The sequence below is a fragment of the Plantibacter sp. genome (assembly GCF_059073635.1).
This window is the reverse complement of record NZ_JCACOF010000012.1, coordinates 107307-130141: the sequence shown is the minus strand read 5'-3', so window position 1 is coordinate 130141 and position 22835 is coordinate 107307. Positions and strand designations below refer to the sequence as shown.

The following is a 22835-nucleotide window of genomic DNA, read 5'->3' as shown; positions in this document are numbered from 1 at the left end:
TCGTCGAGACCGGATCGAGCCGGTTGACTTGTTCGAAGATATGTTCGAATATTGAGCCATGGCCCTCCGCGCACTCGTCGACTCCCCCGTCAGGGCGGACACCGCGACCGAGCTGCACGAACTCCAGGGGCGCATCAAGCGGATGCAGGGGACGCGCCTCGACACCCGATCCCTGCCGACCGCTCCTGAGCTCTCCCGGCTCCTGCCCGGTGGCGCCCTCCAGGCCGGAGGCAGCTACTCCGTGCTCGGCTCCACGGCACTCGCCATGTCGCTCATGGCCGGACCGTCCGCAGCCGGGACCTGGTGCGCCGTCATCGGTCTCCCGTCGTTCGGCGTGGAGGCGGCGGCCTCCATGGGCATCGACCTCGAACGACTCGTCCTCGTCCCCCAGCCCGGTCCGGACTGGCTCACGGTCACCGCGGCCATGGCCGACGTCGCCGGCGTGCTCATCACAGCGCCTCCCGGACGGATCGCCCCGAGCGACGCCGCCAGACTCGCGGCTCGCCTCCGGCAGCGCGAGGCCGCACTGATCGTCCTCGGTTCCTGGCCGCAGAGCGATGCGACGTTGCGCGTGACCGAGAGCTCCTGGAGCGGCCTCGGGGCGGGGCACGGACATCTCCGGCATCGGCGGCTCACCGTCAGCTCGATGCTCGGCCAGGGGGCTGCGGGCCGGCCCAGGACCGCACACCTGACGCTGCCCCTGGGATCGACCGAGGGTCGCACCGCGCCGCTCGCCGGCTCCGGCCTCCTCGACGACGACACGGTCGTCCGGCTCCCGATGGTCGTGAACCGATGACGACCGAACCGCCTGCGGGACCGGTCGAGCGCACCATGGTCCTCTGGTGCCCCGACTGGCCGATCGTGGCGGCACGACTCTCCGGGACGCTGTCCGAGGACACGACCGACGCTCCGCTGGCCCTGGTCGAGCATGGTGAGGTCCTGGCCTGCGACGCCACCGCACGTCGAGCAGGAGTGCGGCGAGGACTCCGTGTCCGCGAGGCTGAGGCCCGCTGTCCGGAACTGGCGACCGCCGACTACGACCCGGTCGTCGACACCCGCGCCTTCGAGCCGATCCTCCTCGGCATCGAGGAGCTCATGCCGGGCGTCCAGCCCTTCCGGGCCGGGCTCTGCGCCATCCGATCCCGAGGACCGAGCAGATACTACGGCGGCGAGTCGGCTGCGGCGGAGGTCCTCCTGGCCCGCCTCGACGAGCTCGGTGTCCCCGATGCACGGATCGGCATCGCCGACGGCCCCTTCGCCGCGGAGCAGGCCGCGAGGTCCACCGCGTTCCAGCAGGACGGTTCCCGGATCATCGTCATCCCCTCCGGAGCCTCTCCCGCCTTCCTGGCCCCACTCCCCCTGTCCACACTCGGGCGCCCCGAACTCAGCTCACTGCTGCACCGGCTCGGGATCAGCACCCTGGGGGCGTTCGGCGCACTGCCCGCGACCGAGGTCCGCGACCGCTTCGGCCCCGACGGCGCCCGAGCGCACCGCCTCGCAGCCGGCGCGGACGCCCGAAGCGTCGTCCCTCGCGTGCCGCCGACGGAGCTGGCCGTGTCGATCGCCTTCGAGCCCCCGCTCGACCGCATCGACCAGCTGACCTTCGGGTTCCGGCAGTCCGCGGAACGGTTCATCACCGGCCTGGCCGAGGCCGGCCTCGTGACCACCGCGATCACGATCAGCATGCGGAGCGAGCGCGGGGAGCGCTCCACCCGCACCTGGCTCCACCCACGCTGGTTCACCGCCGGCGACGTCCTCGATCGCGTGCGCTGGCAGTTGCAGGGCGCGTCCAACATCGATCACGGACTCGCCTCCCCCGTCGAACTCGTCGAGGTCGTCCCGGAGACCCTCGACGACGCCGCGGAACACGAGGAAGGGCTCTGGGGCAGCGGACCGGATGAACGCATCCACAGCGGACTCGCCCGCGTCCAGAGCATGCTCGGTCACGACGGCGTCGTGACCGCGGTGCCGTCCGGCGGACGCCTCCTCCTCGACCGCCGCATCCTGGTCCCCTGGGGCAGTGTTCCACCGGGTGGTGAGGCGGCCGTGGCCGAACGCAGGAACCGGCCCTGGCCCGGGACCATCCCGGGAGCGGCTCCGTCGACCGTCTTCGACACCGCCGTGCCGGTCGAGGTCGTCGACGCGACGGGACTGGCCGTGGCGGTCGACGAGCGCAGCACCGTGAGTGCAGCGCCCGCACGGTTCTTCGCCCTCTCGGACTGGCACGTCATCGACGGCTGGGCCGGCCCCTGGAGCATCGACGAACGCTGGTGGGACGACGACGGCCACCATCGCGTCCACCGTCTCCAGGTCCTCGACGACTCGGGTGAGGCCTGGCTCCTCCTGCTGGAGGAGCAGCACTGGAGGGCCGAGGCCCGCTACGACTGAACCGCATCACGTCCGCACCGCACCGCATGACGAAGGAGCCCAGCATGGGATGGAACAACCCCCCGGTCTCATGGTCGGAGTTCGAGCGCCGTCTGTCCGACGCGAGCCGACCGGCCACCCTGCCGCTGGGAGCCGACGGCGGGGACAGCCCGGCCTGGTCGCGGAAGCGTCAACCGTACGTCCCCGAACCACCGGAGCAGCGCCCGACGACGACGCGGGTCCCCTATGCGGAACTCCACGCGCACTCGAGCTTCAGCTTCCTCGACGGCGCGAGCCCGCCGGAGCGGCTCGTCGAAGAGGCTGCGGCACTCGGCCTGCACGCGCTCGCGCTCACCGACCACGACGGTTTCTACGGCGTCGTCCGGATGGCCGAGGCGGCGGAACGGTTCCCCGACCTCCGGACGGTCTACGGTGCCGAACTGTCCATCGGCTTGGACCGGCCGCAGAACGGCGTCCCCGACCCCGTCGGGCATCATCTACTCCTGCTCGCCCGTCGAGCAGAGGGGTATCACCGCCTGGCCGGCGCGATCACGGACGCACAACTCGCCGACGGAGCCGAGAAGGGCCACCCGATCTACGACCTCGAGCGGCTCGCCGCCTCCGTCGCCGGCCACGTGACCGTGCTCACCGGGTGCCGCAAGGGGTTCGTCCGCACCGCGCTCCGTGAGCACGGTCTGGAGGCCGCCGCCGCCGCGGTCGACCGACTCGTCGCCCTGTTCGGTCCGGAGCACGTCGTCGTCGAGTTGAGCGACCACGGCCACCCGGAGGACTCGGCGGAGAACGATGCACTCGCCGAGATCGCGGCGTTGCTCGACCTCACCGTCGTCGCCACGGGCAACGTCCATTACGCCACGCCCGAGCAGCATCGACTCCAGACCGCGCTGGCGGCCGTCCGAGCACGACGCAGCCTCGACGAGCTCGACGGATGGCTTCCCGCGGCCGGAACCGCGCACCTGCGGAGCGGAGCCGAGATGGCGGACCGGTTCGCCAGATATCCCGGAGCGGTGGCACGGAGCGTCGAGCTGGCCGACGAACTCGCCTTCAGCCTGCGGGCGGTCCGCCCGAAGCTCCCGCGACAGCGCGTCCCGGAGGGCCATACGCCCATGAGCTGGCTTCGGCACCTCGTGCTCGAAGCCGTCCCCGTCAAGTACCCCGACGCCACTCCCGAACACCTCCGACGCATCGAACGGGAGCTCGAGGTCATCGAGCAGAAGGACTTCCCCGGGTACTTCCTGATCGTGCACGACATCGTCAGTTTCGCCCGCGGCCGGGGCATCCTCTGCCAGGGACGCGGTTCCGCCGCGAACTCGGCCGTCTGCTACCTGCTCGGGATCACCGCCGTCGACTCGATCTTCTACGAGCTGCCGTTCGAACGGTTCCTCTCCAGCATGCGGGAGGAGGAGCCCGACATCGACGTCGACTTCGACTCCGACCGGCGCGAGGAGGCCATCCAGTACGTCTACGAGACCTACGGGCGCCGCAACGCCGCTCAGGTCGCGAACATCATCAGCTATCGGCCGAAGTTCGCCGTCCGCGACACCGCCAAGGCGCTCGGGTACAGCCCCGGTCAGCAGGACGCCTGGTCGAAACAGGTCGAGCGTTGGGGCGGGGTCATGTCGAGCGCCGACCACGACATCCCCGAGCGCGTCGTCGGTCTTGCGCAGCAGATGCTCACCCTGCCCCGGCACCTGGGCATCCACTCGGGTGGCATGGTGCTGACCGATCGGCCGGTCGGCGAGGTCTGCCCGATCGAGCACGGGCGCATGGACGGTCGCACGGTCCTCCAGTGGGACAAGGACGACTGCGCCTGGATGGGTCTCGTCAAGTTCGACCTCCTGGGTCTCGGCATGCTCTCGGCCATCCAGTACTGCTTCGACCTCGTGGCCGAGCACACCGGGGAGCGCTGGACCCTGGAGACCATCCCGAAGGACGAAGCAGGGGTCTACGACCAGCTCTGCCGGGCCGACACCATCGGGGTCTTCCAGGTGGAGAGCCGCGCGCAGATGGGCATGCTGCCGCGCTTGCTCCCCCGCCGGTTCTACGATCTCGTCATCGAGGTCGCCATGATCCGCCCTGGGCCCATCCAGGGCGGCGCGGTGCACCCCTACCTGCGCCGGAAGACCGGCCAGGAGCCCATCACCTACCTCCACCCGAGCCTCGAACCGGTCCTCGAACGCACGCTCGGCGTGCCGTTGTTCCAGGAGCAGCTCATGCAGATGGCGATGGCCGTCGGTGGGTGCTCGGCCGAGGATGCTGACCTCCTGCGCCGGGCGATGGGATCGAAGCGCGGCGAGGAGAAGATCGAGAGCCTCAAGGACACGCTGTACCTCGGCATGGCCGGTAACGGCATCGTCGGTGCGGACGCCGATGCCGTGTACGCCAAGATCCAGGCCTTCGCCAACTTCGGCTTCGCCGAGAGCCACTCCCTGAGCTTCGCCCTCCTCGTCTACGTGAGCGCCTGGCTGCGCCTGCACTACCCGGGGGCCTTCCTCGCGGCCCTGCTCCGCGCGCAGCCCATGGGGTTCTACTCGCCGATGACCCTCGTCGCCGACGCCCGCCGACACGGCGTCTCCGTCCTGCGTCCCGATCTGCATCGCTCCGGCGCACAGGCCGGCCTCGAAGCGCTCGACCCGGAGGCCACCCCCGGCGCCCCGGTCGCTCCCGGCGGGCGCACGCGCTGCCTCGAACACGAACAGGGGCCGACCGGGCTCTTCGATCCGCTCCTTCCCGACGATTCGGCAGGACACCGGCGCGACGGCGCACTCGCCGTCCGGCTGGGACTCTCCTCCGTCCAGGGGATCGGTGAGGAGCTCGCGAAGCGGATCGTCGCCGAACGGGAGTCCGGAGGGCTGTTCACCAGCCAGGCCGACCTGGCCAGGCGGATCGGCCTGAGCTCCTCGCAGTTGGAGTCGCTGTCGGCGGCAGGCGCCTTCGACGGATTCGGCCTCACCCGTCGTGAGGCGATGTGGGGCGCAGCGCAGGCCAGTCGGCATCGTCCCGACCAGCTCGAGGGGACGTTCACGACCGTGCAGCCGCCGTTGCTCCCGGTTCCGACGGCCGCCGAACAACTCATCTCCGACATCTGGTCGACCGGGATGTCGACCGACGACCACCCCATCCGCCACGTCCGTGCCGAACTCACACGACGAGGTGCGCTGCGGTCCGACGAACTCCTGACGGCGCAGACGGACCGTCGCGTGGAGGTCGGGGGTGTCGTGACGCATCGGCAACGGCCGGCGACGGCGAGCGGCATCACCTTCATGAACCTCGAGGACGAAGCGGGACTCGTCAACGTGATCTGCAGTGTCGGCGTCTGGAACCGGTATCGCCGCGTGGCCAGGGAAGCCCCGGCGATGGTGGTCCGCGGCATGCTGGAGCGATCACCGGAAGGCATCGTCAATCTGGTGGCGGATCGGTTGGAAGCGCTCCGGATCGGGGCGAACACCCGTTCGCGCGACTTCCAATGACCCGTCACGACCAAACCGCGGCGGGCTCCTCCTCCGAACACCCTCTACAGCACAGCACGAGACTCATGGGATTCCCAGGCAGGCCCCGGGAAGGAATGACCGGGAGCCACCCGGCGTTGTCCCCAGTGTTGAGTAGACCAGAAGGGGGTCACCCATGGCGAGAGTGTACGAAGAGATCGAAGGCCGGACCGGCGAGGTGGAACGGTACCGTCACCACCCGAACGGCAAGGGCATGGTCGCAGCTCGTGCACTGATCGATCCGTCGGCGTTCATCGAACGCACCACCTTCGTGGAGGCTGACGCGGACATCCGTGCCAACGCCTGGATCGGTGCCGGAACCTGGATCGACCGGTCCGCGGTGATCGGCGAAGGCGCCTTCATCGGCGCGAACGTCCACATCGGGGAGCGCTGTGTCATCGGACGCGGAGCGCGGGTCGGAAGCGACGCCCGTCTCGGCGCCGACGTCCAGGTCGCCCACGGCGCGAGCGTCGATCGGGATGCCAGGGTCGCAGACCGCACCGTGGTCGGCAGTGAACGACCGGTCATGACCGAACCGACGGTCCGTCAGACGAACCGCGCCCCGCGCCGACCTCGTGCGAACGGCACCGACCGGTTCGGGAAGGCCGCCTGACCGGCAGACCGCTCCACCACCGTCATGCAGGGCCCGGACTCGTGAGTCCGGGCCCTGCGTCGTCTCCGCCGGACGCGACGCACATGTCAGACGACTAACATATCAGGATGGACCTGAAGGACTACCTGCGCATCCTCCGCCATCGCTGGCTGCTCATCGTCGCGATCACCGCGGGAGCAGCGGCGCTCGCCCACGGGTACACCCTCATCACCCAACCCGTGTACCAGTCGACGGGCCAGCTGTTCGTCGCCGTCACCGGCGGCGACTCCGTCGGCGACCTCAATCAGGGCAACGCCTTCGCCCAGAGCCGCGTCGCCTCGTACGTGATCCTCGCCACCGGTTCGACCGTGCGGTCCACGGTGGCCGACCGCCTCGACCTCGACCCCGCGTCGCTCATCGGGACGATCTCAGCGTCCAATCCCGCGCAGTCGGTCCTGATCGACATCTCCGCCGTCGACAGCGATCCGGTTGCGGCAGCCCGCATCGCGAACACCGCAGCCCAGGTGCTCGTCGACCTCGTCGACGACGTCGAGAGCGCCAACGAGGTGGACTCCGCCGGTGCGCTGGGCGATCCGACCCCGGTCGGGCTGACGATCGTGGAAGAGGCGTCTCCACCCCGGTCCCCCGTCGCGCCGAACGTGCTGCAGAACCTCGCGGTGGGCATCCTCGCCGGCCTCGCCCTGGGCGTCGGGATCACGCTGCTCATCGAGGTCCTCGACACCCGACTCCGCGGTCGCTCGGCGATCGAGAAGCTCACGGACACGAGCATCCTCGGCGCCTTCCACACGGAACCCACCGACGCGGCCCAACTCATCCTCGGATCGACGGAGAGCTACAGCCGGCGCGCCGAGAGCTTCCGGCAGCTTCGGACACACCTCCAGTTCGCCTCCATCGACGGCGGACTCCGCAGTGTGATGGTCACGTCCTCGGTCCCGGGCGAGGGGAAGAGCACCACCGCGGCGAACCTCGCGCTCGTCCTCGCAGAGGCGGGGAACTCCGTCCTCCTCGTCGATGCGGACCTGCGCCGACCCCGCCAGCACGAGATGTTCGGTCTCGAGGGTGCGGTCGGGCTCACGACCGTGCTCACCGGCAGGATCAGCCTCGGCGATGCCTCGCAAGCGGTCGACGGGGCGGGGCGTCTCGCCGTCCTCACCTCCGGCGAGCTGCCGCCGAATCCGAGCGAACTCCTCGGATCAGCGGCGATGGAGCGTGCGCTCTCCGAGATGGAACGCGCGTACGACGTGGTGGTCATCGACACGCCCCCGCTCATCAACGTCTCGGACCCGACAGCACTGTCGACCCTTGCGAGCGGCGTCCTGCTCGTGGCGTCGGCCGACGGCCGACTGCACCGCGACCAGCTCCGGCAGTCCCTCGAGAACCTCAGCTTCGTCCAGGCGAAGCTCCTCGGGGTCGTCCTCAACCGCATCGAGGTGGCTCGAGGAGAGCAGTCGTCGTCCTACGCGTACTACCACCGGACCGCCCCGACGCGTCGACCACGGCGGACCACGGCATGAACACCCCGCTCGATCCGCCTCCGACCCGGATCCTGATCGTCTGCACCGGCAACATCTGTCGATCCCCGTATGCCGAGTTCCTCCTCGGCGGCGGGCTGTCGGAGGTCGACGCGTCCGGCTTCGAGGTGCGGAGCGCCGGGACGGGCGCGCTGCGCGGACACCCGATCGACGCCTCGAGCGCGGCGTTGCTCGGTCCACTCGCCGCGACGGCAGCCGGCTTCACCGCGACGCAGCTCACCGCCGGCCTCGTGGCTCGACAGGACGTCGTCCTCACCATGACGCGGGAGCATCGCAGCGCCGTCCTCAGGCTGTGCCCGGAGGCGCTGCGTCGGACCTTCTCCCTGCGTGAGTTCGCCCGGCTCCTCGACACCGTCGACTCGGGACGACTCCCCCGCGCGCGAGCAGCGCGCTGGATGCGTCTTGCCCCCGAGCTGGCGGCCAACCGGACGAGCGCACGACTCCCGGATCCGGCCCAGGACGACGTCGTCGACCCGTTCGGTCAGGGCCCGGAGGTCTTCCGTCGGATGGCGTCGCAGATCGCCCCGGCGGTCGAGCGCATCATCGCGTTCGAGCGCACTGCCGTCGAGGAGGATTCGGGGCCTCGTTGAGGACGTCGGTGTGCCACTGCGCCCACCGGCCCACGGACGGGCCGAGCACGCCGCAAACGACGAAGGCCCGCGAGGTGATCGCGGGCCTTCGTCGTGATGTTGCCGTCTGGCTGGGGTACCTGGACTCGAACCAAGAACAACTGAACCAGAATCAGTCGTGTTGCCAATTACACCATACCCCACTGTCAGAACCGAAGCCCCGACCGAAGAACAACACTAGCCTACGGAGGCGGCCGTCTCAAATCGAAGCGTCCCGGGCGCGTCGCGGGTCGCTCAGCCGGGGACGCCCGCGAGGTCCCGGTTGAGTGCTCTGGACACCCGAGCGCCGTTCCCGGCCGCGACGATGAGCTGCTGCGGACCGGGAGGCGTGATGTCCCCGGCGGCGTACACGCCCGGCACGGACGTGCGACCCCAGGCGTCGACCACGACGTACCCGTCGGTGTCGCGATCGAGTGAGAGCTGTTCCAGATATCCGAGGGGCGCGGCCCACTGCGGCCGCACGAAGCCCCCGGAGCGCGGGATGAGCGCACCGTCGGCGAGGCGGACACCGGTGAAGCCGTCGCGACCGCCGTCGAGCTCCGCGATCGCTCCGCGCTCGACCCGGATGCCCGCGGAAGCGAGCGCGGCCTCCTCGGGGCCGGTGACGGTGTCGGTGCCGTTCGTGAAGACGATGAGGTCCGACGACCACTGTGCGATGAGGATCGCCCATTCCGCCAGGTCCGTCGTCTCGCCGATGAGCGCGAGCGGCGCGTCGGCCTTCTCGTACCCGTCGCACTCGACGCAGCTGTGCAGATCCGTTCCGTAGAAGGCCCGCAGGTTCGCGACCTTCGGCAGCGTCTCCGTGAGACCGCTCGCGACGACGACCGTCCGGGTCACGACGTCGCGATCCGGTTCGCCGCGGACCCCCTGGGCGACGACGTGGAAGCCGTCAGCGGTCGCCTCGATCGACTGCACGGACGCGAACTGGACCTCCGCGTTCGCGTACGCGGCGACCTCCTCGCGCCCCATTCGCCGGAGATCCAGCGGAGCGATGCCGTCGCGGGTGAGGAAGCCGTGCGAGCGCAGCGTCGCAGCGTGCCGTGGGCGATTGCCGTCGAGCACGAGGATGCGCCGACGCGCGCGCGCCAGGTTCAGCGCGGCCGAGAGTCCCGCGGGTCCCGCGCCGACGACGACGACGTCGTACGAGTCGCTCATGACGCGAGGTGCGCGGAGAGCCGATCGAGTCGCGTGATCGATTCCGTCTTCCCGAGGATCTCGAGCGACTCGAAGAGCGGCGGGGAGATCCGACGCCCGGACGCCGCGACGCGCAGCGGGCCGTAGGCGATACGGGGCTTCAGTCCGAGGCCCTCGATGAGCGCACCGGCGAGCGCGTCCTGGATCGATCCGGCCGTCCACTCCGACTCGGGGACGAGCTCGAGCGCGCCGATGGACGCGGCGAGCACCTCGCCGGCGTTCGCCGGAAGACCCTTGAGCGCGTCGTCCTGGTACTCGAGCTCCGCGGCACCGCGGAACAGGAAGCCGAGGAGCGCGGGGACCTCGCCGAGCAGCGCGATGCGCTCCTGGACGAGCGGGGCGGCCTGCTCGAGCACGGCCTGCTGCGCCTCGGTGACGGGCTCGCTCACCACACCGGCCTCGACGAGATACGGCGTGATGCGGCCGAGGAAGTCGGCCGGCTCCAGCAGTCGGATGTGGTCGCCGTTGATGGACTCCGCCTTCTTGAGGTCGAAGCGCGCCGGGTTCGGGTTGACGTCGACGACGTCGAACGCGGCGATCATCTCGTCGATCGAGAAGACGTCGCGGTCGCCGCTCAGCGACCATCCGAGCAGCGCGAGGTAGTTGATGAGCCCCTCCGGCACGAAGCCGCGGTCGCGGTGGTGGAAGAGGTTCGCCTCCGGGTCGCGCTTGGAGAGCTTCTTGTTGCCTTCGCCCATGACGTACGGCAGGTGACCGAACCGTGGGACGAAGGTCGTGAGGCCGATGTCGATGAGCGCGTGGTACAGCGCGATCTGCCGCGGCGTCGACGGCAGCAGGTCCTCGCCGCGGAGGACGTGGGTGATCTGCATGATGGCGTCGTCGACGGGGTTCACGAGCGTGTAGAGCGGCTTGCCGTTCGGGCGCACGAGGACGAAGTCCGTGAACGACCCGGCCGGGAAGGTGATCTCACCGCGCACGAGGTCGTCGAAGCTGAGGTCGTCGTCCGGGACCCGCAGACGGAGCGCCGGCTCGCGGCCCTCGGCTCGGAACGCGGCGCGCTGCTCGTCGGTGAGGTCGCGGTCGAAGTTGTCGTACCCGAACTGCTTCGGCCGGCCGGCCGCCTCGTTGCGCGCGTCGATCTCGTCGGCGTTCGAGAAGCTCTCGTAGAGGTGCCCGGCAGCCGTCAGCCGTGCGATCACGTCGGCGTAGATGTCGCTCCGCTCGGACTGCCGGTACGGCGCGTGGGGTCCGCCGACGCCGACGCCCTCGTCCCAGTCGAGCCGCAGCCACGTGAGCGCGTCGACGAGCTGCTCGTAGCTCTCCTCGCTGTCGCGAGCGGCATCGGTGTCCTCGATCCGGAAGACGAGCTTGCCCCCCGTGTGCCGGGCGTACGCCCAGTTGAACAGCGCCGTGCGGACGAGACCGACGTGGGGCGTGCCGGTCGGCGACGGGCAGAACCGGACGCGGACGTCGGTGCCGGAAGCCGTGGAGAAGGGGTGCGTAATCGTGTCAGACATCGCCTGTCATCTTAGTCGCGCCGCCCACGGACGCGGCGATCCGCAGGAGTGCAGCGACGGCGGGGATACGGTCCGCGTGCTCGGCGCTGACGAGGTGGAGCGCCCGGTCGTCGTCGTTGCGCGTCGGCAGCACGACCACCTCGGTCGGCAGCTGTGCGGCCGCGAGCGCGAGGGTGGGTAGCAGGGCGACGCCGAGCCCGGCCGCCACCAGGGCGGTGACCGCGATCGCATTGTCGGTCTCGTGCGCGATGACGGGCTCGAAGCCGCTCGACCGGCAGAGACCGAGGAGATGACCTCGGCAACGCGGACAACCCGCGATCCAACGCTCACCGGCGAGGGCCGCGAGGTCGACCTGCCGATCACCGGCTCGAGCGTGGCCGACCGGGAGCACGAGACGCATCGGGTCGGTGCCGAACCGGCGCACGCGGAGTCCGGCCGCGCTCTCCCGATGCGGGTCGTCCGGATCGTCCGGGTAGCTGAAGGTGATCGCGACGTCGGCTTCACCGGCACGGACCGCGGCGACGGCCTCCGGCGGTTCGGCCTCGACGAAGGAGACCCCGATCCCCGGATGCTCGTCGGCCAGGCGAGCGAGGAGCTGCGGCACGAGCATCGACGACGCCGAAGGGAAGGCGACGAGGCGCACCCGCCCACTCCGCAACCCCGCGAGTGCCGCGACCTCCTCGGACGCCGCGCGCACCGCTCGGTCCACCGCCACCGCGTGTCCGGCGAGGATCGCACCGGCCTCGGTGAGGCGGACGCCCCGACCGACGCGCTCGACGACCGGCATGCCGAGCCGACGCTCGAGCCGGCGGAGATGCTGGCTCACCGCCGGTTGACTCGAGCCGAGCGCGTGCGCGGCGGCCGTGATCGACCCGGTCGAGGCGATGGCGCCGACGACGAGGAGGGAACCGGCGTCGAGGGCCGATGACGAGGGCTGCGGTGAGAGGGTGGACACCCTCGAAGCATAATCCCTCGTTATGGTTCTCATCGAGAGTCGGTCCTTGTCGTATGGATACCCGGCGAAGAGACTGGATGCATGAGCACCCTCAGCCTCCAGGAAGCCAGCGGATCCTTCCCATCCGCACCCGGCTACCTGGCCGCCTGCACGCTGGGACTGCCGACGATCGGCACGACGGACGCCATCATGGCCGACCTCTCCGCCTGGCAGGCGGCTCGAACCGATGCAGCCGCCTACGGCGCCGTCGTCGAGCGGGTGCGCGGCTCCTTCGCCGAGCTGGTCCACGTACCGGTCCGCTCGGTCGCGATCGGATCCCAGACCTCCGCCATGGTCGCCATGGTCGCGGCGTCCGTGCCGGACGGCGCCGAGGTCCTGTGCGTCGAGGGCGACTTCAGCTCGCTCGTCGCCCCGTTCCTCATGCAGGCGCACCGCGGCGTCCGTGTCCGCCACGCGCCGCTCACCGAACTCGCCGCCCATATCGACGCCTCGACCTGGCTCGTCGCCTACTCCGCGGTGCAGTCCGCGACCGGCGCGGTCGCCGACGTGGTCGCGATCCGTGAGGCGGCGGCCGTCCACGGCACGCTGACGCTCAACGACCTCACCCAGGCGGCCGGGTGGCTCCCCGTCGACGCCTCGGCCGACGACATCACCGTGTGCCACGCCTACAAGTGGCTCTGCGCGCCACGAGGTGTGGCGTTCATGACGGTGCGCGACGAGGTGATGGACCGCCTCCGGCCGAGCCAGGCCGGTTGGTACTCGGGTGACGACGTCTGGTCGTCCTGTTACGGCCCGTCGTTGCATCTCGCCGAGAGCGCACGACGGTTCGACGTCTCCCCCGCCTGGCAGGCCTGGGTCGGCGCCGAGCCCGCCATCGCCCTCTTCGCGGCGGTCGACGCCGTCGCCGTGTACGAGCACGACACCCGGCTCGCAGCAGCGCTCCGGGCGGGCATCGGCGAGAGCCGGTCGCTCCTCACCGGGACGGCCTCGGCCATCGTCACGTGGACGGATCCCGATGGACACGACCTCCGGGCGCTGCAGTCGGCCGGGATCACGGCATCGGGTCGCGCCGGCCGGGCGAGGGTCGCGTTCCACCTCTGGAACACCGACGACGACGTCGCAGCTGCGCTGACCGCTCTCGGTCAGCGCAGCTGACGCGGGTCAGGGTCGGCGGCCGGTGTTCCGGAGGATGCCGATGCCCGAGACCTCGACCTCGACGACCTGGCCGTCGGTGAAGGGTCCGACGCCGGCCGGCGTCCCGGTCAGGATGACGTCGCCCGGGCAGGAGCGTCCAGACGGCGGACGCGTACTCGACGATCGCGCCGATGGAGTGCACCATGTCGGAGAGTCGGGGCGTGCTGGCGGACCTCACCGTCGACGCGGGTCTCGATCGTCGCGCCGTCGAAGGAGAACTCCGTCTCGATGTAGGGGCCGAGCGGGCAGAACGTGTCGAAGCCCTTCGCGCGGGCCCACTGGCCGTCGGACTCCTGGAGGTCGCGGGCCGTGACGTCGTTGGCGATCGTGTAGCCGAAGATGACCTCGTCGGCACGCTCCGCGCTGACGTTCTTGGCGACGCCAGCCGATCACGATGGCGAGTTCGCCCTCGAAGTCGATGCGCTCGGACTGCTTCGGGAAGACGACGGCGTCCCCCGGCCCGACCACGGAGGTGTTGGGCTTCAGGAAGAGCAGCGGCTCGGTGGGAGCCTCCCCGCCCATCTCGGCGGCGTGGTCGCGGTAGTTCTTGCCGACGGCGACGACCTTGGAGCGAGGGATGACCGGCGCGAGCAGGACCGCATCCGCGAGCGGGACGCGCTCCCCCGTCGGTTCGAAGCCCGAGTAGAGCGGATCGCCGTCGAGGACGACGAGATCCGCATCGTCGATGATGCCGTAGCGGATGGCCTGATCGTGACTGAAGCGAGCGATTTTCACCAGGCCAGCCTATCCCGAGGTGCCGCCGGCGACACGGAAGCCCCGCACGAGGTGCGGGGCTTCCCAGGCTGCTCGGAGGCTACTCGGCGTCGAGACGCGTCATCCACCCGTGACGGTCGGGCAGGCGGCCGTACTGGATGTCGGTCAGTTCCTGACGCAGCGACATCGTGAGTTCGCCCGCCGGAGCGTCGGCGTCGCCCACGGTGAAGTCCTTGGCCTTCAGCTGCGCGATCGGCGTGACGACCGCAGCCGTCCCGCAGGCGAACACCTCGACGATGTCGCCGCTCTCGACGCCTTCGCGCCACTCGTCGATCGTGACCCGGCGGCGCTCCACCCGGTGTCCGCGGTCCTCCGCGAGCTGCAGGATGCTGTCGCGGGTGATGCCCTCGAGGATCGAGTCCGACTCCGGCGTGACGAGCGTGCCGTCGCGCTTGACGAGGACGACGTTCATCCCGCCGAGCTCTTCGATGTAGGTCGCCTCCTGTGCGTCCAGGAAGAGCACCTGGGCGCAGCCGTGCTCGTACGCCTCGGCCTGCGGGAGCAGGGAGGACGCGTAGTTGCCGCCGGTCTTCGCCGCCCCGGTGCCGCCCTTGCCCGCACGGCTGTAGTCGGTGGACAGCCAGATGGACACGGGGGTGACGCCGCCGGTGAAGTACGCGCCGGCCGGGCTGGCGATGACGTAGTAGTTGACCTTCTTCGCCGGGCGGACGCCGAGGAAGGCCTCCTTGGCGAACATGAACGGCCGCAGGTACAGGCTGGTCTCCGGCGCGGACGGCACCCAGGAGCCGTCGACGGCGATGAGCTGCTTGATCGACTCGACGAAGTACTCGACCGGGAGCTCCGGCAGCGCGAGCCGCTTGGCCGAGCGCTGCAAGCGGCGGCCGTTGGCGTCGGGGCGGAACGACCAGATGGAGCCGTCGGCGTGACGGTACGCCTTCAGGCCCTCGAAGATCTCCTGGGCGTAGTGGAGGACGGCGGCAGCCGGGTCGAGCGAGATCGGACCGTACGGCCTGGACCCGTGGGCGGTGCCATCCACCGCGCTCGGACCAGCAGATGTCGACCATGTGGTCGGTGAAGTGCTGCCCGAAGCCCGGGTCGGCGAGGATCGCGTCGCGCTCTGCGGCGGGGACGGGCTGCTCGTTGGGGGTCACGGTGAAGGCGAGTTCGCGCTGCGCCATGGGGAGGTTGATCGTCATGATGGTGTCTTCCGTCGTGATCTGCGTGTCTGGTGGGCGTCTACCGGTTCGCCGCGAGGGCCGCGATCGCATCGCCGACCTCGGTCGTCGTGCGTGCTGCGCCGGTGCGGGCGGCGATGTCGGCGGTGACGGCAGTGGCGACTCGCGCCGCCTCCGTCTCGAGGCCGAGATGCGACAGCATCAGGGAGACGGAGAGGATGGCGGCGGTCGGGTCGGCCAGCTGCTTCCCGGCGATGTCGGGCGCCGATCCGTGGACGGGCTCGAACATGCTCGGGTACGTGCCGTCCGGGTTGATGTTTCCCGAGGCCGCGAGTCCGATGCCGCCGCTGATCGCGCCGGCCAGATCGGTGAGGATGTCGCCGAAGAGGTTGTCCGTGACGATGACGTCAAATCTAGCAGGATCCGTGACGAGGAAGATGGTGGCCGCGTCGACGTGCAGGTAGTCGACCGCGACGTCGGGGAACTCCGCGGACACCGCGTCGACGACGCGCTTCCAGAGCGACCCGGCGAAGACGAGGACGTTGGTCTTGTGGACGAGGGTCAGCTTCCCCCGACGCGCGGCCGCAGCGGCGAACGCGTAGCGCACCACCCGCTCCACCCCGTAGGCGGTGTTGACCGAGACCTCGTTCGCGATCTCGTGCGGCGTGCCCTGGCGGATCGCTCCGCCGTTGCCGACGTACGGCCCCTCCGTGCCCTCACGGACGACGACGAAGTCCACGTCGCCGGGCTCGCTCAGCGGGCTCGGGACGCCCGGGTACACCACGGTCGGGCGCAGGTTGACGTAGTGGTCGAGGCTGAACCGGAGCTTGAGGAGCAGCCCACGCTCGATGTTCGCGTTCGCGAGCCGGGGGTCGCCGGGCACGCCGCCGACCGCTCCGAGGAGGATGGCGTCGTGCGAGGCGATCGCGGCGAGGTCCGCGTCGGTCAGCACGTCGCCGGTCTCGAGGAACCGCGCGGCGCCGAGCGAGAAGGGCGTCTGCTCGAACCGGACGTCGCCACCCTGCACCGCCGCATCGAGGACCTTGAGCGCCTCGCCGACGACCTCGGGACCGATCCCGTCGCCGGGGATGACTGCGAGCTTGACGGTGCGGGACATGCGACTCCTGAGGATGCGACGACGGTGTGCGCCCAGCTTAACGCCTCCGACCTCGGGCGGATCGTGCCACCCGTCTCCGGGTGGCACGATCGACGGAGCCCTACCGGACCCGGCGCAGACCGATCGCCGCGACGAGCATGGCGGCCACGATGAGGCCGACGCCGATCCACGCTGCGACACCGACACCGCTGTCGAAGGCGTGCCGCGCGGAGTCCATGAGTGCACCCGCGAGGTCACCGGGCAGCTGCTCGGCGACCGTTCGCCGCACCACCCAGGGTCTCCCCCGCCGCCTGCTGCTGCGCAGCGGTCAGTCCGTCCGGCAGGACGACCGAGGAACGGTAGGACGCGGTGAGCACCGTACCGAGCGTCGCCGTGCCGAGCACCGCGCCCAGCTCGTAGGCGGTCTCGGAGACACCGGACGCCGCACCGGCCTTCTCCGGCGGCGCACTCGCGATCACGAGCTCGTTCGACACCGTCTCGGCGGAGCCGATGCCGAGCCCGAGCGCGACGAACGCGAGGCCGATCCCGAGGGCCGACACGTCTCCCCCGGTGATCGCGATGGAGGCGTAGCCGACGGCGGAGACGACGAGTGCGATCGGGACCACGATGCCCGGACGGACCCGCTTGGAGATGGGCACGATCACGAGGCCGGCGATGATCATCACGATGAGGCCGGGGAGCAGGACGAGCCCGGCGTCGAGCGGCTGCAGGCCCAGCACCAGCTGCAGGTGCTGCGACACGAAGAACAGCCCACCGACGAGCGCCGTCACGCTCAGCAGGTTGATGACCACGGCGCCGCTGAACGAGGCCCGCCGGAACAGGCTCAGGTCGAGCAGCGGATGCTCGAGGCGGAGCTGACGGCGGATGAACAGGACGCCACTGACCACGCCGACGACCATCGAGACGACCGTGAGCAGGTCGAAGCCGGCTTCCGCCAGGTGCTTGATGCTGAACACGAGCGGCGTCATCGTCAGGAGGATGAGCAGGATGCTCGGGACGTCGATGCGTCCGGGGTTCGGGTCCTTCGACTCCGGGATGAGGAAGGGCGCGAGGACGACGAGCGGCAGGAGCACCGGGACGGCGAGCAGGAACACCGCGCCCCAGGCGAAGTGCTCGAGGATGATCCCACCGACGATCGGCCCGAGCGCGCTGCCGGCGGCGAACCCGCTGGCCCAGACGGCGATGGCGAACCGTCGCTGGTCGCGGTCGAGGAAGATGTTCCGCAGCAGCGAGAGCGTCGACGGCATGAGCATCGCTCCGAAGAACCCGAGCGCCGCCCGAGCCGCGATCAGGAGCTCGGCGCTGGGCGCGAACGCCGCGGCGACGGAGACGACACCGAATCCGATGGAGCCGATGAGCAGGAGGCGACGACGACCGATGCGGTCGCCGAGGCTGCCCATCGACACGAGCAGGCCGGCGAGGACCAGCGGGTAGATGTCGACGATCCAGAGCAGCTGCGTCCCGGTCGGGGTGAGCGCGCTCGAGATCGCGGGCAGCGCGAAGTTGAGGACCGTGTTGTCGACCGACACCAGCAGGACGGGGAGCATGAGGACGGCGAGCGCGAACCAGGCTCGCCGACCGGCACGGGGAGCGGCGACGGCGGTGGGTTCGGTGGCGGTGGACACGGTGACCTCTTTCAAAGCGTGGAGAACGGCGCCGGTCGGGCGCCGCCCGCTCGACTATACCGTCCAGCCGGTATAGTATCAATCCGAATCCGACGAGCCGAATACGATGGAGCCATGGCGAAGCAGACCGCAGCCCGAGAACGCGTCCTCGACGCCTTCGCCGAACTCCTCATCGAGCAGGGCGAACGCGCCGCCACCCTCGACGCCGTCGCCGCGGCGGCCGGCGTCTCCAAGGGCGGACTGCTCTACCACTTCGGCAGCAAGGAGGCCCTCGTCGACGGCCTCATCGAGCGGCTCTCGGACATGAGCGAGGCCGACACGGCGCGGATGCTCGCGGCCCCGGAGGGCGTCGTCGAGTACTTCGTGCGCACCTCCGTCGACTGCGGCACCCCGTTCGACCGGACGATCATCGCCGTCGCGCGGCTGGCGCAGGGACAGCACGCCCAGGCGAGCGACGCGATGGCGGACATCCGCCGGAGCTGGTTGCGCACGGTGGAGGACGCCGTCGGCGACCCCGACACCGCTCGTGCCATCGTGTTGATGTCCGACGGCCTCTACGCCAACACGGCGCAGCTCGGCATGGGTGTCAGCGACCCCGACGAGGGCAGCGACGAGTCGATCGAGCGGCTCCTGGCCGTCATCGCGCGACTGCTCCCCGCCGGCGGGCGCTGAGCCGCGACGCCCGCCGGGCGCACCGGAACGGCGTCGGCGCCTCGGCCTGCGGACGACGATGCCCCGCACCGGTCGGCGCGGGGCATCGGGTCGGAGCAGCGGTCGGGCTACTGCTCGGTGATGTCGATCTCGCGGAGCAGCGTCGCGTCGATCGTCTCGCGGATGACCTCGAGGACGTCGTCGGCGACCGGCGAGTCGACCGTCAGGACGCTGAGCGCCGGGCCACCGGCCTCGTGACGGGCGATCTGCATGCCCGCGATGTTGATGCCCGCCTCGCCGAACCGCTGGCCGTAGACGGCCACGATGCCGGGTCGGTCGGTGTAGACCATCACGATGTGGTGCTTCGCGAACGGCACCTCGACGTCGTAGCCGTTGATCTCGACGATCTTCTCGGTCTGCTTCGTGCCCGTCAGCGTGCCCGACACCGAGATCTGCGATCCGTCGCTGAGGGCTCCGCGCAGCGTGATGACGTTGCGGTACTCCTCGCTCACCTCGTCGGTGAGCAGGCGCGTGACGACACCGCGCTGTTCGGCGAGCAGCGGGGCGTTCACGTACGAGACCGTCTCGCTGACGATGTTCGTGAAGATCCCCTTGAGCGCGGCCAGCTTCAAGACGCTGACGTCGTACCCGCTCAGCTCGCCGTGGACCTCGACGTCGACGCTCGTGAGCGACGAGGTCGACAGCGCGGCGAACACCTGCCCGAGCTTCTCGACGAGCGGGATGCCGGGACGGACGTAGGGGTCGATCACGCCGCCGGCGACGTTGACCGCGTCCGGGACGAGTTCGCCGCCGAGCGCGAGGCGCACGGACTTGGCGACCGAGACGCCGGCCTTCTCCTGTGCCTCATCCGTGGACGCACCGAGGTGCGGCGTCACGATGACGTTCTCGAGCCCGAGCAGCTTCGTGTCGGTGGGCGGCTCGCTGACGAAGACGTCGAGGCCGGCACCGGCGATGACGTTGTTGGACAGCGCCTCGTACAGCGCGTCCTCGTCGATCAGGCCGCCGCGGGCGACGTTGACGACGTAGGCCGTCGGCTTCATGAGCGCGAACTGCGGGCCGGCGATCATGCCCGTCGTCTCCGGCGTCTTCGGCATGTGGATGGTGATGAAGTCGGACTGCGCCAGCAGCTCGTCGAGCGTGACCAGCTGCACCCCGAGCTGCTGCGCACGAGCGGACGTGATGTAGGGGTCGTACGCGATGACGTTCGTGCCGAACGCCTGCAGACGGGCCGTGATGAGGGCACCGATACGGCCGAGGCCGATGATGCCGATGGTCTTCTCATAGAGCTCGGTACCGGTGTACTTGGACCGCTTCCACTGCCCCTGGGCGAGCGCGGCGTGCGCGGCCGGGATGTGGCGGGCGAGGCTCAGGATGTGGCCGACGGTGAGCTCGGCCGCGGAGATGATGTTCGACGTGGGTGCGTTGACGACCATGACCCCGGCCGTCGTGGCGGCCTTGATGTCGACGTTGTCGAGACCGACACCCGCGCGCGCGACGACCTTCAACCGGGTGGCCGCCTGGATGGCCTCCTCGTCGACCTTGGTCGCGGATCGGACCAGGATGGCGTCGGCGTCGGCGATCGCCGCGAGCAGAGCCGGGCGGTCCGTCCCGTCGACGGAGCGCACGTCGAAGTCGGGCCCGAGGGCGTCGACGGTTGCTGGTGAGAGTTCTTCGGCGATCAGTACGACCGGTTTCGACACGGAACGGTTCCTTCGCAGTAGCAGTGGGGTGGGCAGCGCGTCGGTGTCCGGCGGCCATCGCAAGCCTATCGGAGGCGCACCGGGCGGTTCGTCGTGTGACGATGCGGCGGCCGGGTCAGACGGAGAGGTCGATCAGCTGCTGCGCGCCGAACATCGCGAGGACCGACAGCGAGATCGCCGCGACGACGCACAGGGCGACGAGGTAGCGCACGGCCTGCTCGCCGAGCGACCGCTCGCGACCGGTCCAGAAGGCGATCGCGAAGGCCACGACCGGCAGGAGCAGGCCGCCGATGAGGACGACCCAGCCGAGCGGCAGGACCGGAACGGCGAGGCCGTTCGCCGTCCCGACGATGCCGACGAGGTTGCCGACGGCTTCGAAGACGTCATAGGCGAAGAACAGGCCGAACAGGACGGCGATGGACCAGCTGAGCCAGCCGGGTCGCTCGGCGGCGGGTTTCGACACGGGGTCCGCGGTGGTGGAGGGCATCAGGGTCACACTCCTCGGAGGAACGGCCAGGGCAGGATGAGCACGACACCGAGCAGGAGCATCGCGATCCTGACGACGGGTCTGCCGCCACGCGTCAACCAGAGCGTCGCGGCCATCCACACGGGTCCCGCGGCGACCGCGAGTCCCTGTCCGAGATCGAACATGAACCGGCCGACCGCGTCGCTCGGCACGGCCGCGTCAGGACGGAACGCCGAGATCAGCCAACCGACGCTGTACAGCAGGAAGACCCCACCGAAGATGCCGAGGGTGACCAGCATGACCGAACTCATCTGCTCGCGCTCTCCGGCGGCAGCCTCGTCCGTGACCCGGTCGGTCGGCTTCGCGACGTCGACCTCGACAGGAGGGGCGACCGGTTCCGCGACCTGGACCGGCCGACTCCGCGGCCGGCTGGACCGCCGCGGTCGCCCGACCACGCGTGATCGGCTCCGGCGATGCGGGCTCGAACGTGGTCCGGTCGCCGGAAGCCGAGGCGTCGAGCGTCGGATCGTCGTCGCCCGCCCAGCTCAGCGCGTCTTCGTCCCGCGGCTCAGTCATACCGCCAGCCTATCGCCGCCGGGCCGACCACCGAGTGCGGCGATCCGGACGCGACGGAGCAGAATTGCCTGGTGAACCCGTTCCCGCTCCTGCAGTCCGCCCTGACCGTCGTCCTCGCGATCATGTTCATCGGCATGGGAGTCCTCCACTTCCTCCCGGGACCGGCGAGGACCATGGCCGCGATGATCCCGGGACCCCTGCGGGGCAGCACCATCACACCGCGGATGCTCGTCGCCATCACCGGTGTGTGCGAGATCGCGGGCGGCGTCGGCCTGCTCGTCCCACCCACCAGGCTCGCCGCAGTGGTCTGCCTGATCGTGTTCCTCGTCGCGGTGTTCCCGGCGAACGCCGCGGCCGCGCGGCAGCCCGAGCGGTTCGGCCGCCTCGCCGTGCCGTTCGTCCCACGGCTCATCGGTCAGCTCGTGCTGATCCTCGCCCTCGTCATCGTGGCGATCTGATCGCTCGACGGGACCTGTCGACGATCCCGTCAGTGCCGACGGATCTCAGACGGCGACGGCAGCGCGCCTGGCCGCGGCCACCGCGCGAGCGACGGTCGTCGCGTCCGTGATGTCGTAGCTCGGCGACCCTCCGCCGGGGCCGGTCTCCGTGACCCGGCCGGCACGACGACGGGCGGAGAGGTGCACCGCGTCGACACCCGCCCGCGCGAGGGCGGGGATCGCATCGATCGTGACGCCGCCACCGGCCATGATCTGCATCGAGCTGTCGCCCCTCGAGGCCATCTGCGCGAGCTTCTCCGCGCCGTCGATGCTCGCCCGCGCGCCGCCGGACGTCAGCAGACGGTCCACACCGGCGTCGCGCAGCTGGTCGGCGGACCGGACGGGGTCGGTCGTCGCGTCGACGGCCCGGTGGAACGTCACCGCGAGCGAGCCCGCAGCCTGACGCAGCTGCGCCAGCGCCTCCAGGTCGATCGTGCGATCGGACCGGAGGGCGCCGACGACGATGCCCGCAGCACCCGCGGCCTCGAGCGCGAGGATGTCGCCGGACATGACGTCGATCTCCGCGGGCGAGTAGACGAAACCGCCCTCTCGCGGACGCACGAGGACGTGCACGAAGTCGCTGAGCCCGGCTTCGTCCGCAGCGCGGACCGCCGCCATGACCAGTCCGATGGAGGGGGTGAGCCCACCGGTGCCGAGGGCCTGGCACAGCTCGACCCGCTGGGCTCCCTCGCGGATGGCGATGCGGACCCCCTCCACGTCCTGGACGGCGATCTCGACGGCGATTGGCGACTGGAGGCTCATTGGACCCATTGTTCCAGTGATCCGCTCGAGCCGAGGACGCGC

Annotated in this window: 17 protein-coding genes, 1 tRNA gene and 3 pseudogenes; 9 read left to right on the top strand and 12 right to left on the bottom strand. The window is 70.3% G+C overall.

Annotated features, from left to right (window positions below; genetic code table 11):
- Positions 1 to 58 precede the first annotated feature (58 nt).
- The 6 genes from imuA' to AC5JOC_RS17875 all read left to right on the top strand — a co-directional run bounded on the left by imuA' (position 59) and on the right by AC5JOC_RS17875 (position 8608).
- Positions 59 to 796 (top strand): DnaE2-dependent mutagenesis accessory factor ImuA', encoded by a 738-nt coding sequence (gene imuA' / locus AC5JOC_RS17900; protein ID WP_193555816.1) that lies wholly within the window; start codon positions 59 to 61, stop codon positions 794 to 796.
- Positions 793 to 2388: a DNA polymerase Y family protein gene (locus AC5JOC_RS17895; RefSeq protein ID WP_137241895.1), complete on the top strand. Its 1596-nt coding sequence runs from the start codon at positions 793 to 795 to the stop codon at positions 2386 to 2388. Before imuA' ends, AC5JOC_RS17895 begins: the two co-directional genes overlap by 4 nt.
- A 44-nt stretch (positions 2389 to 2432) precedes the next feature.
- Positions 2433 to 5855: an error-prone DNA polymerase gene (locus tag AC5JOC_RS17890; RefSeq protein WP_274499724.1), complete on the top strand. Its 3423-nt coding sequence runs from the start codon at positions 2433 to 2435 to the stop codon at positions 5853 to 5855.
- A gap of 154 nt (positions 5856 to 6009) precedes the next feature.
- The gene (locus AC5JOC_RS17885) at positions 6010 to 6486 is read left to right on the top strand and encodes a DapH/DapD/GlmU-related protein (RefSeq protein ID WP_079002213.1); all 477 of its coding nucleotides are present in this window, start codon (positions 6010 to 6012) and stop codon (positions 6484 to 6486) included.
- 107 nt (positions 6487 to 6593) lie between these two features.
- Positions 6594 to 8000 (top strand): tyrosine-protein kinase domain-containing protein, encoded by a 1407-nt coding sequence (locus AC5JOC_RS17880; protein WP_494246943.1) that lies wholly within the window; start codon positions 6594 to 6596, stop codon positions 7998 to 8000.
- The gene (locus tag AC5JOC_RS17875; protein WP_494246942.1) at positions 7997 to 8608 is read left to right on the top strand and encodes an arsenate reductase/protein-tyrosine-phosphatase family protein; all 612 of its coding nucleotides are present in this window, start codon (positions 7997 to 7999) and stop codon (positions 8606 to 8608) included. The genes AC5JOC_RS17880 and AC5JOC_RS17875 overlap by 4 nt, the downstream gene beginning before the upstream one ends.
- A 107-nt stretch (positions 8609 to 8715) precedes the next feature.
- On the opposite strand, the gene AC5JOC_RS17870 is transcribed toward AC5JOC_RS17875, so the two are convergent.
- The 4 genes from AC5JOC_RS17870 to AC5JOC_RS17855 all read right to left on the bottom strand — a co-directional run bounded on the left by AC5JOC_RS17870 (position 8716) and on the right by AC5JOC_RS17855 (position 12274).
- Positions 8716 to 8790: transfer RNA gene (locus AC5JOC_RS17870), tRNA-Gln, on the bottom strand.
- 91 nt (positions 8791 to 8881) lie between these two features.
- The gene (locus tag AC5JOC_RS17865; protein WP_494246941.1) at positions 8882 to 9802 is read right to left on the bottom strand and encodes an NAD(P)/FAD-dependent oxidoreductase; all 921 of its coding nucleotides are present in this window, start codon (positions 9800 to 9802) and stop codon (positions 8882 to 8884) included.
- On the bottom strand, positions 9799 to 11319 hold the full coding sequence (gene gltX, locus AC5JOC_RS17860) for a glutamate--tRNA ligase (protein WP_124769071.1): 1521 nt from the start codon (positions 11317 to 11319) through the stop codon (positions 9799 to 9801). The genes AC5JOC_RS17865 and gltX overlap by 4 nt, the downstream gene beginning before the upstream one ends.
- Entirely contained in the window at positions 11312 to 12274 is a 963-nt protein-coding gene (locus tag AC5JOC_RS17855; RefSeq protein WP_494246940.1) for a LysR family transcriptional regulator, read from the bottom strand. Before AC5JOC_RS17855 ends, gltX begins: the two co-directional genes overlap by 8 nt.
- 81 nt (positions 12275 to 12355) lie before the next feature.
- Between AC5JOC_RS17855 and AC5JOC_RS17850 the strand changes: the two genes are divergently transcribed.
- The gene (locus AC5JOC_RS17850; RefSeq protein ID WP_494246939.1) at positions 12356 to 13429 is read left to right on the top strand and encodes an aminotransferase class V-fold PLP-dependent enzyme; all 1074 of its coding nucleotides are present in this window, start codon (positions 12356 to 12358) and stop codon (positions 13427 to 13429) included.
- Between the two features lie 6 nt (positions 13430 to 13435).
- On the opposite strand, the pseudogene AC5JOC_RS17845 reads toward AC5JOC_RS17850, so the two are convergent.
- From AC5JOC_RS17845 to AC5JOC_RS17830, 4 genes and pseudogenes are all read right to left on the bottom strand, one after another.
- Positions 13436 to 14203, bottom strand: a pseudogene (locus AC5JOC_RS17845) (fumarylacetoacetate hydrolase family protein).
- Positions 14204 to 14282: 79 nt separating this feature from the next.
- Positions 14283 to 15381 (bottom strand): annotated as a pseudogene (locus AC5JOC_RS17840) (branched-chain amino acid aminotransferase).
- Positions 15382 to 15439: 58 nt separating this feature from the next.
- Positions 15440 to 16495 (bottom strand): 3-isopropylmalate dehydrogenase, encoded by a 1056-nt coding sequence (locus AC5JOC_RS17835; RefSeq protein WP_138946787.1) that lies wholly within the window; start codon positions 16493 to 16495, stop codon positions 15440 to 15442.
- A gap of 100 nt (positions 16496 to 16595) precedes the next feature.
- Positions 16596 to 18120 (bottom strand): annotated as a pseudogene (locus tag AC5JOC_RS17830) (MFS transporter).
- Between the two features lie 114 nt (positions 18121 to 18234).
- On the opposite strand from AC5JOC_RS17830, the gene AC5JOC_RS17825 reads away from it, so the two are divergent.
- Positions 18235 to 18792 (top strand): TetR/AcrR family transcriptional regulator, encoded by a 558-nt coding sequence (locus AC5JOC_RS17825; RefSeq protein WP_079705616.1) that lies wholly within the window; start codon positions 18235 to 18237, stop codon positions 18790 to 18792.
- A 107-nt stretch (positions 18793 to 18899) separates the two neighbouring features.
- Here AC5JOC_RS17825 and serA read toward each other — a convergent pair whose 3' ends face one another.
- From serA to AC5JOC_RS17810, 3 genes are all read right to left on the bottom strand, one after another.
- Complete coding sequence (gene serA, locus AC5JOC_RS17820; RefSeq protein WP_071260923.1) at positions 18900 to 20492, bottom strand: phosphoglycerate dehydrogenase; 1593 nt, start codon at positions 20490 to 20492, stop codon at positions 18900 to 18902.
- A 115-nt stretch (positions 20493 to 20607) separates the two neighbouring features.
- A complete protein-coding gene (locus AC5JOC_RS17815) occupies positions 20608 to 20979 on the bottom strand; it encodes a bacitracin resistance protein (RefSeq protein WP_139382441.1) in 372 nt (123 codons plus the stop codon).
- A 5-nt stretch (positions 20980 to 20984) separates the two neighbouring features.
- Positions 20985 to 21257 carry a hypothetical protein gene (locus tag AC5JOC_RS17810; RefSeq protein WP_124769066.1) on the bottom strand — a complete coding sequence of 91 codons (273 nt, stop codon included), beginning with the start codon at positions 21255 to 21257 and terminating at the stop codon, positions 20985 to 20987.
- Positions 21258 to 21605: 348 nt separating this feature from the next.
- Between AC5JOC_RS17810 and AC5JOC_RS17805 the strand changes: the two genes are divergently transcribed.
- Positions 21606 to 21992, top strand: coding sequence for a DoxX family protein (locus AC5JOC_RS17805; protein ID WP_236555406.1), 387 nt, complete (start codon positions 21606 to 21608; stop codon positions 21990 to 21992).
- A gap of 45 nt (positions 21993 to 22037) precedes the next feature.
- Here AC5JOC_RS17805 and AC5JOC_RS17800 read toward each other — a convergent pair whose 3' ends face one another.
- On the bottom strand, positions 22038 to 22793 hold the full coding sequence (locus tag AC5JOC_RS17800; RefSeq protein WP_064296255.1) for a copper homeostasis protein CutC: 756 nt from the start codon (positions 22791 to 22793) through the stop codon (positions 22038 to 22040).
- Positions 22794 to 22835: the final 42 nt, after the last annotated feature.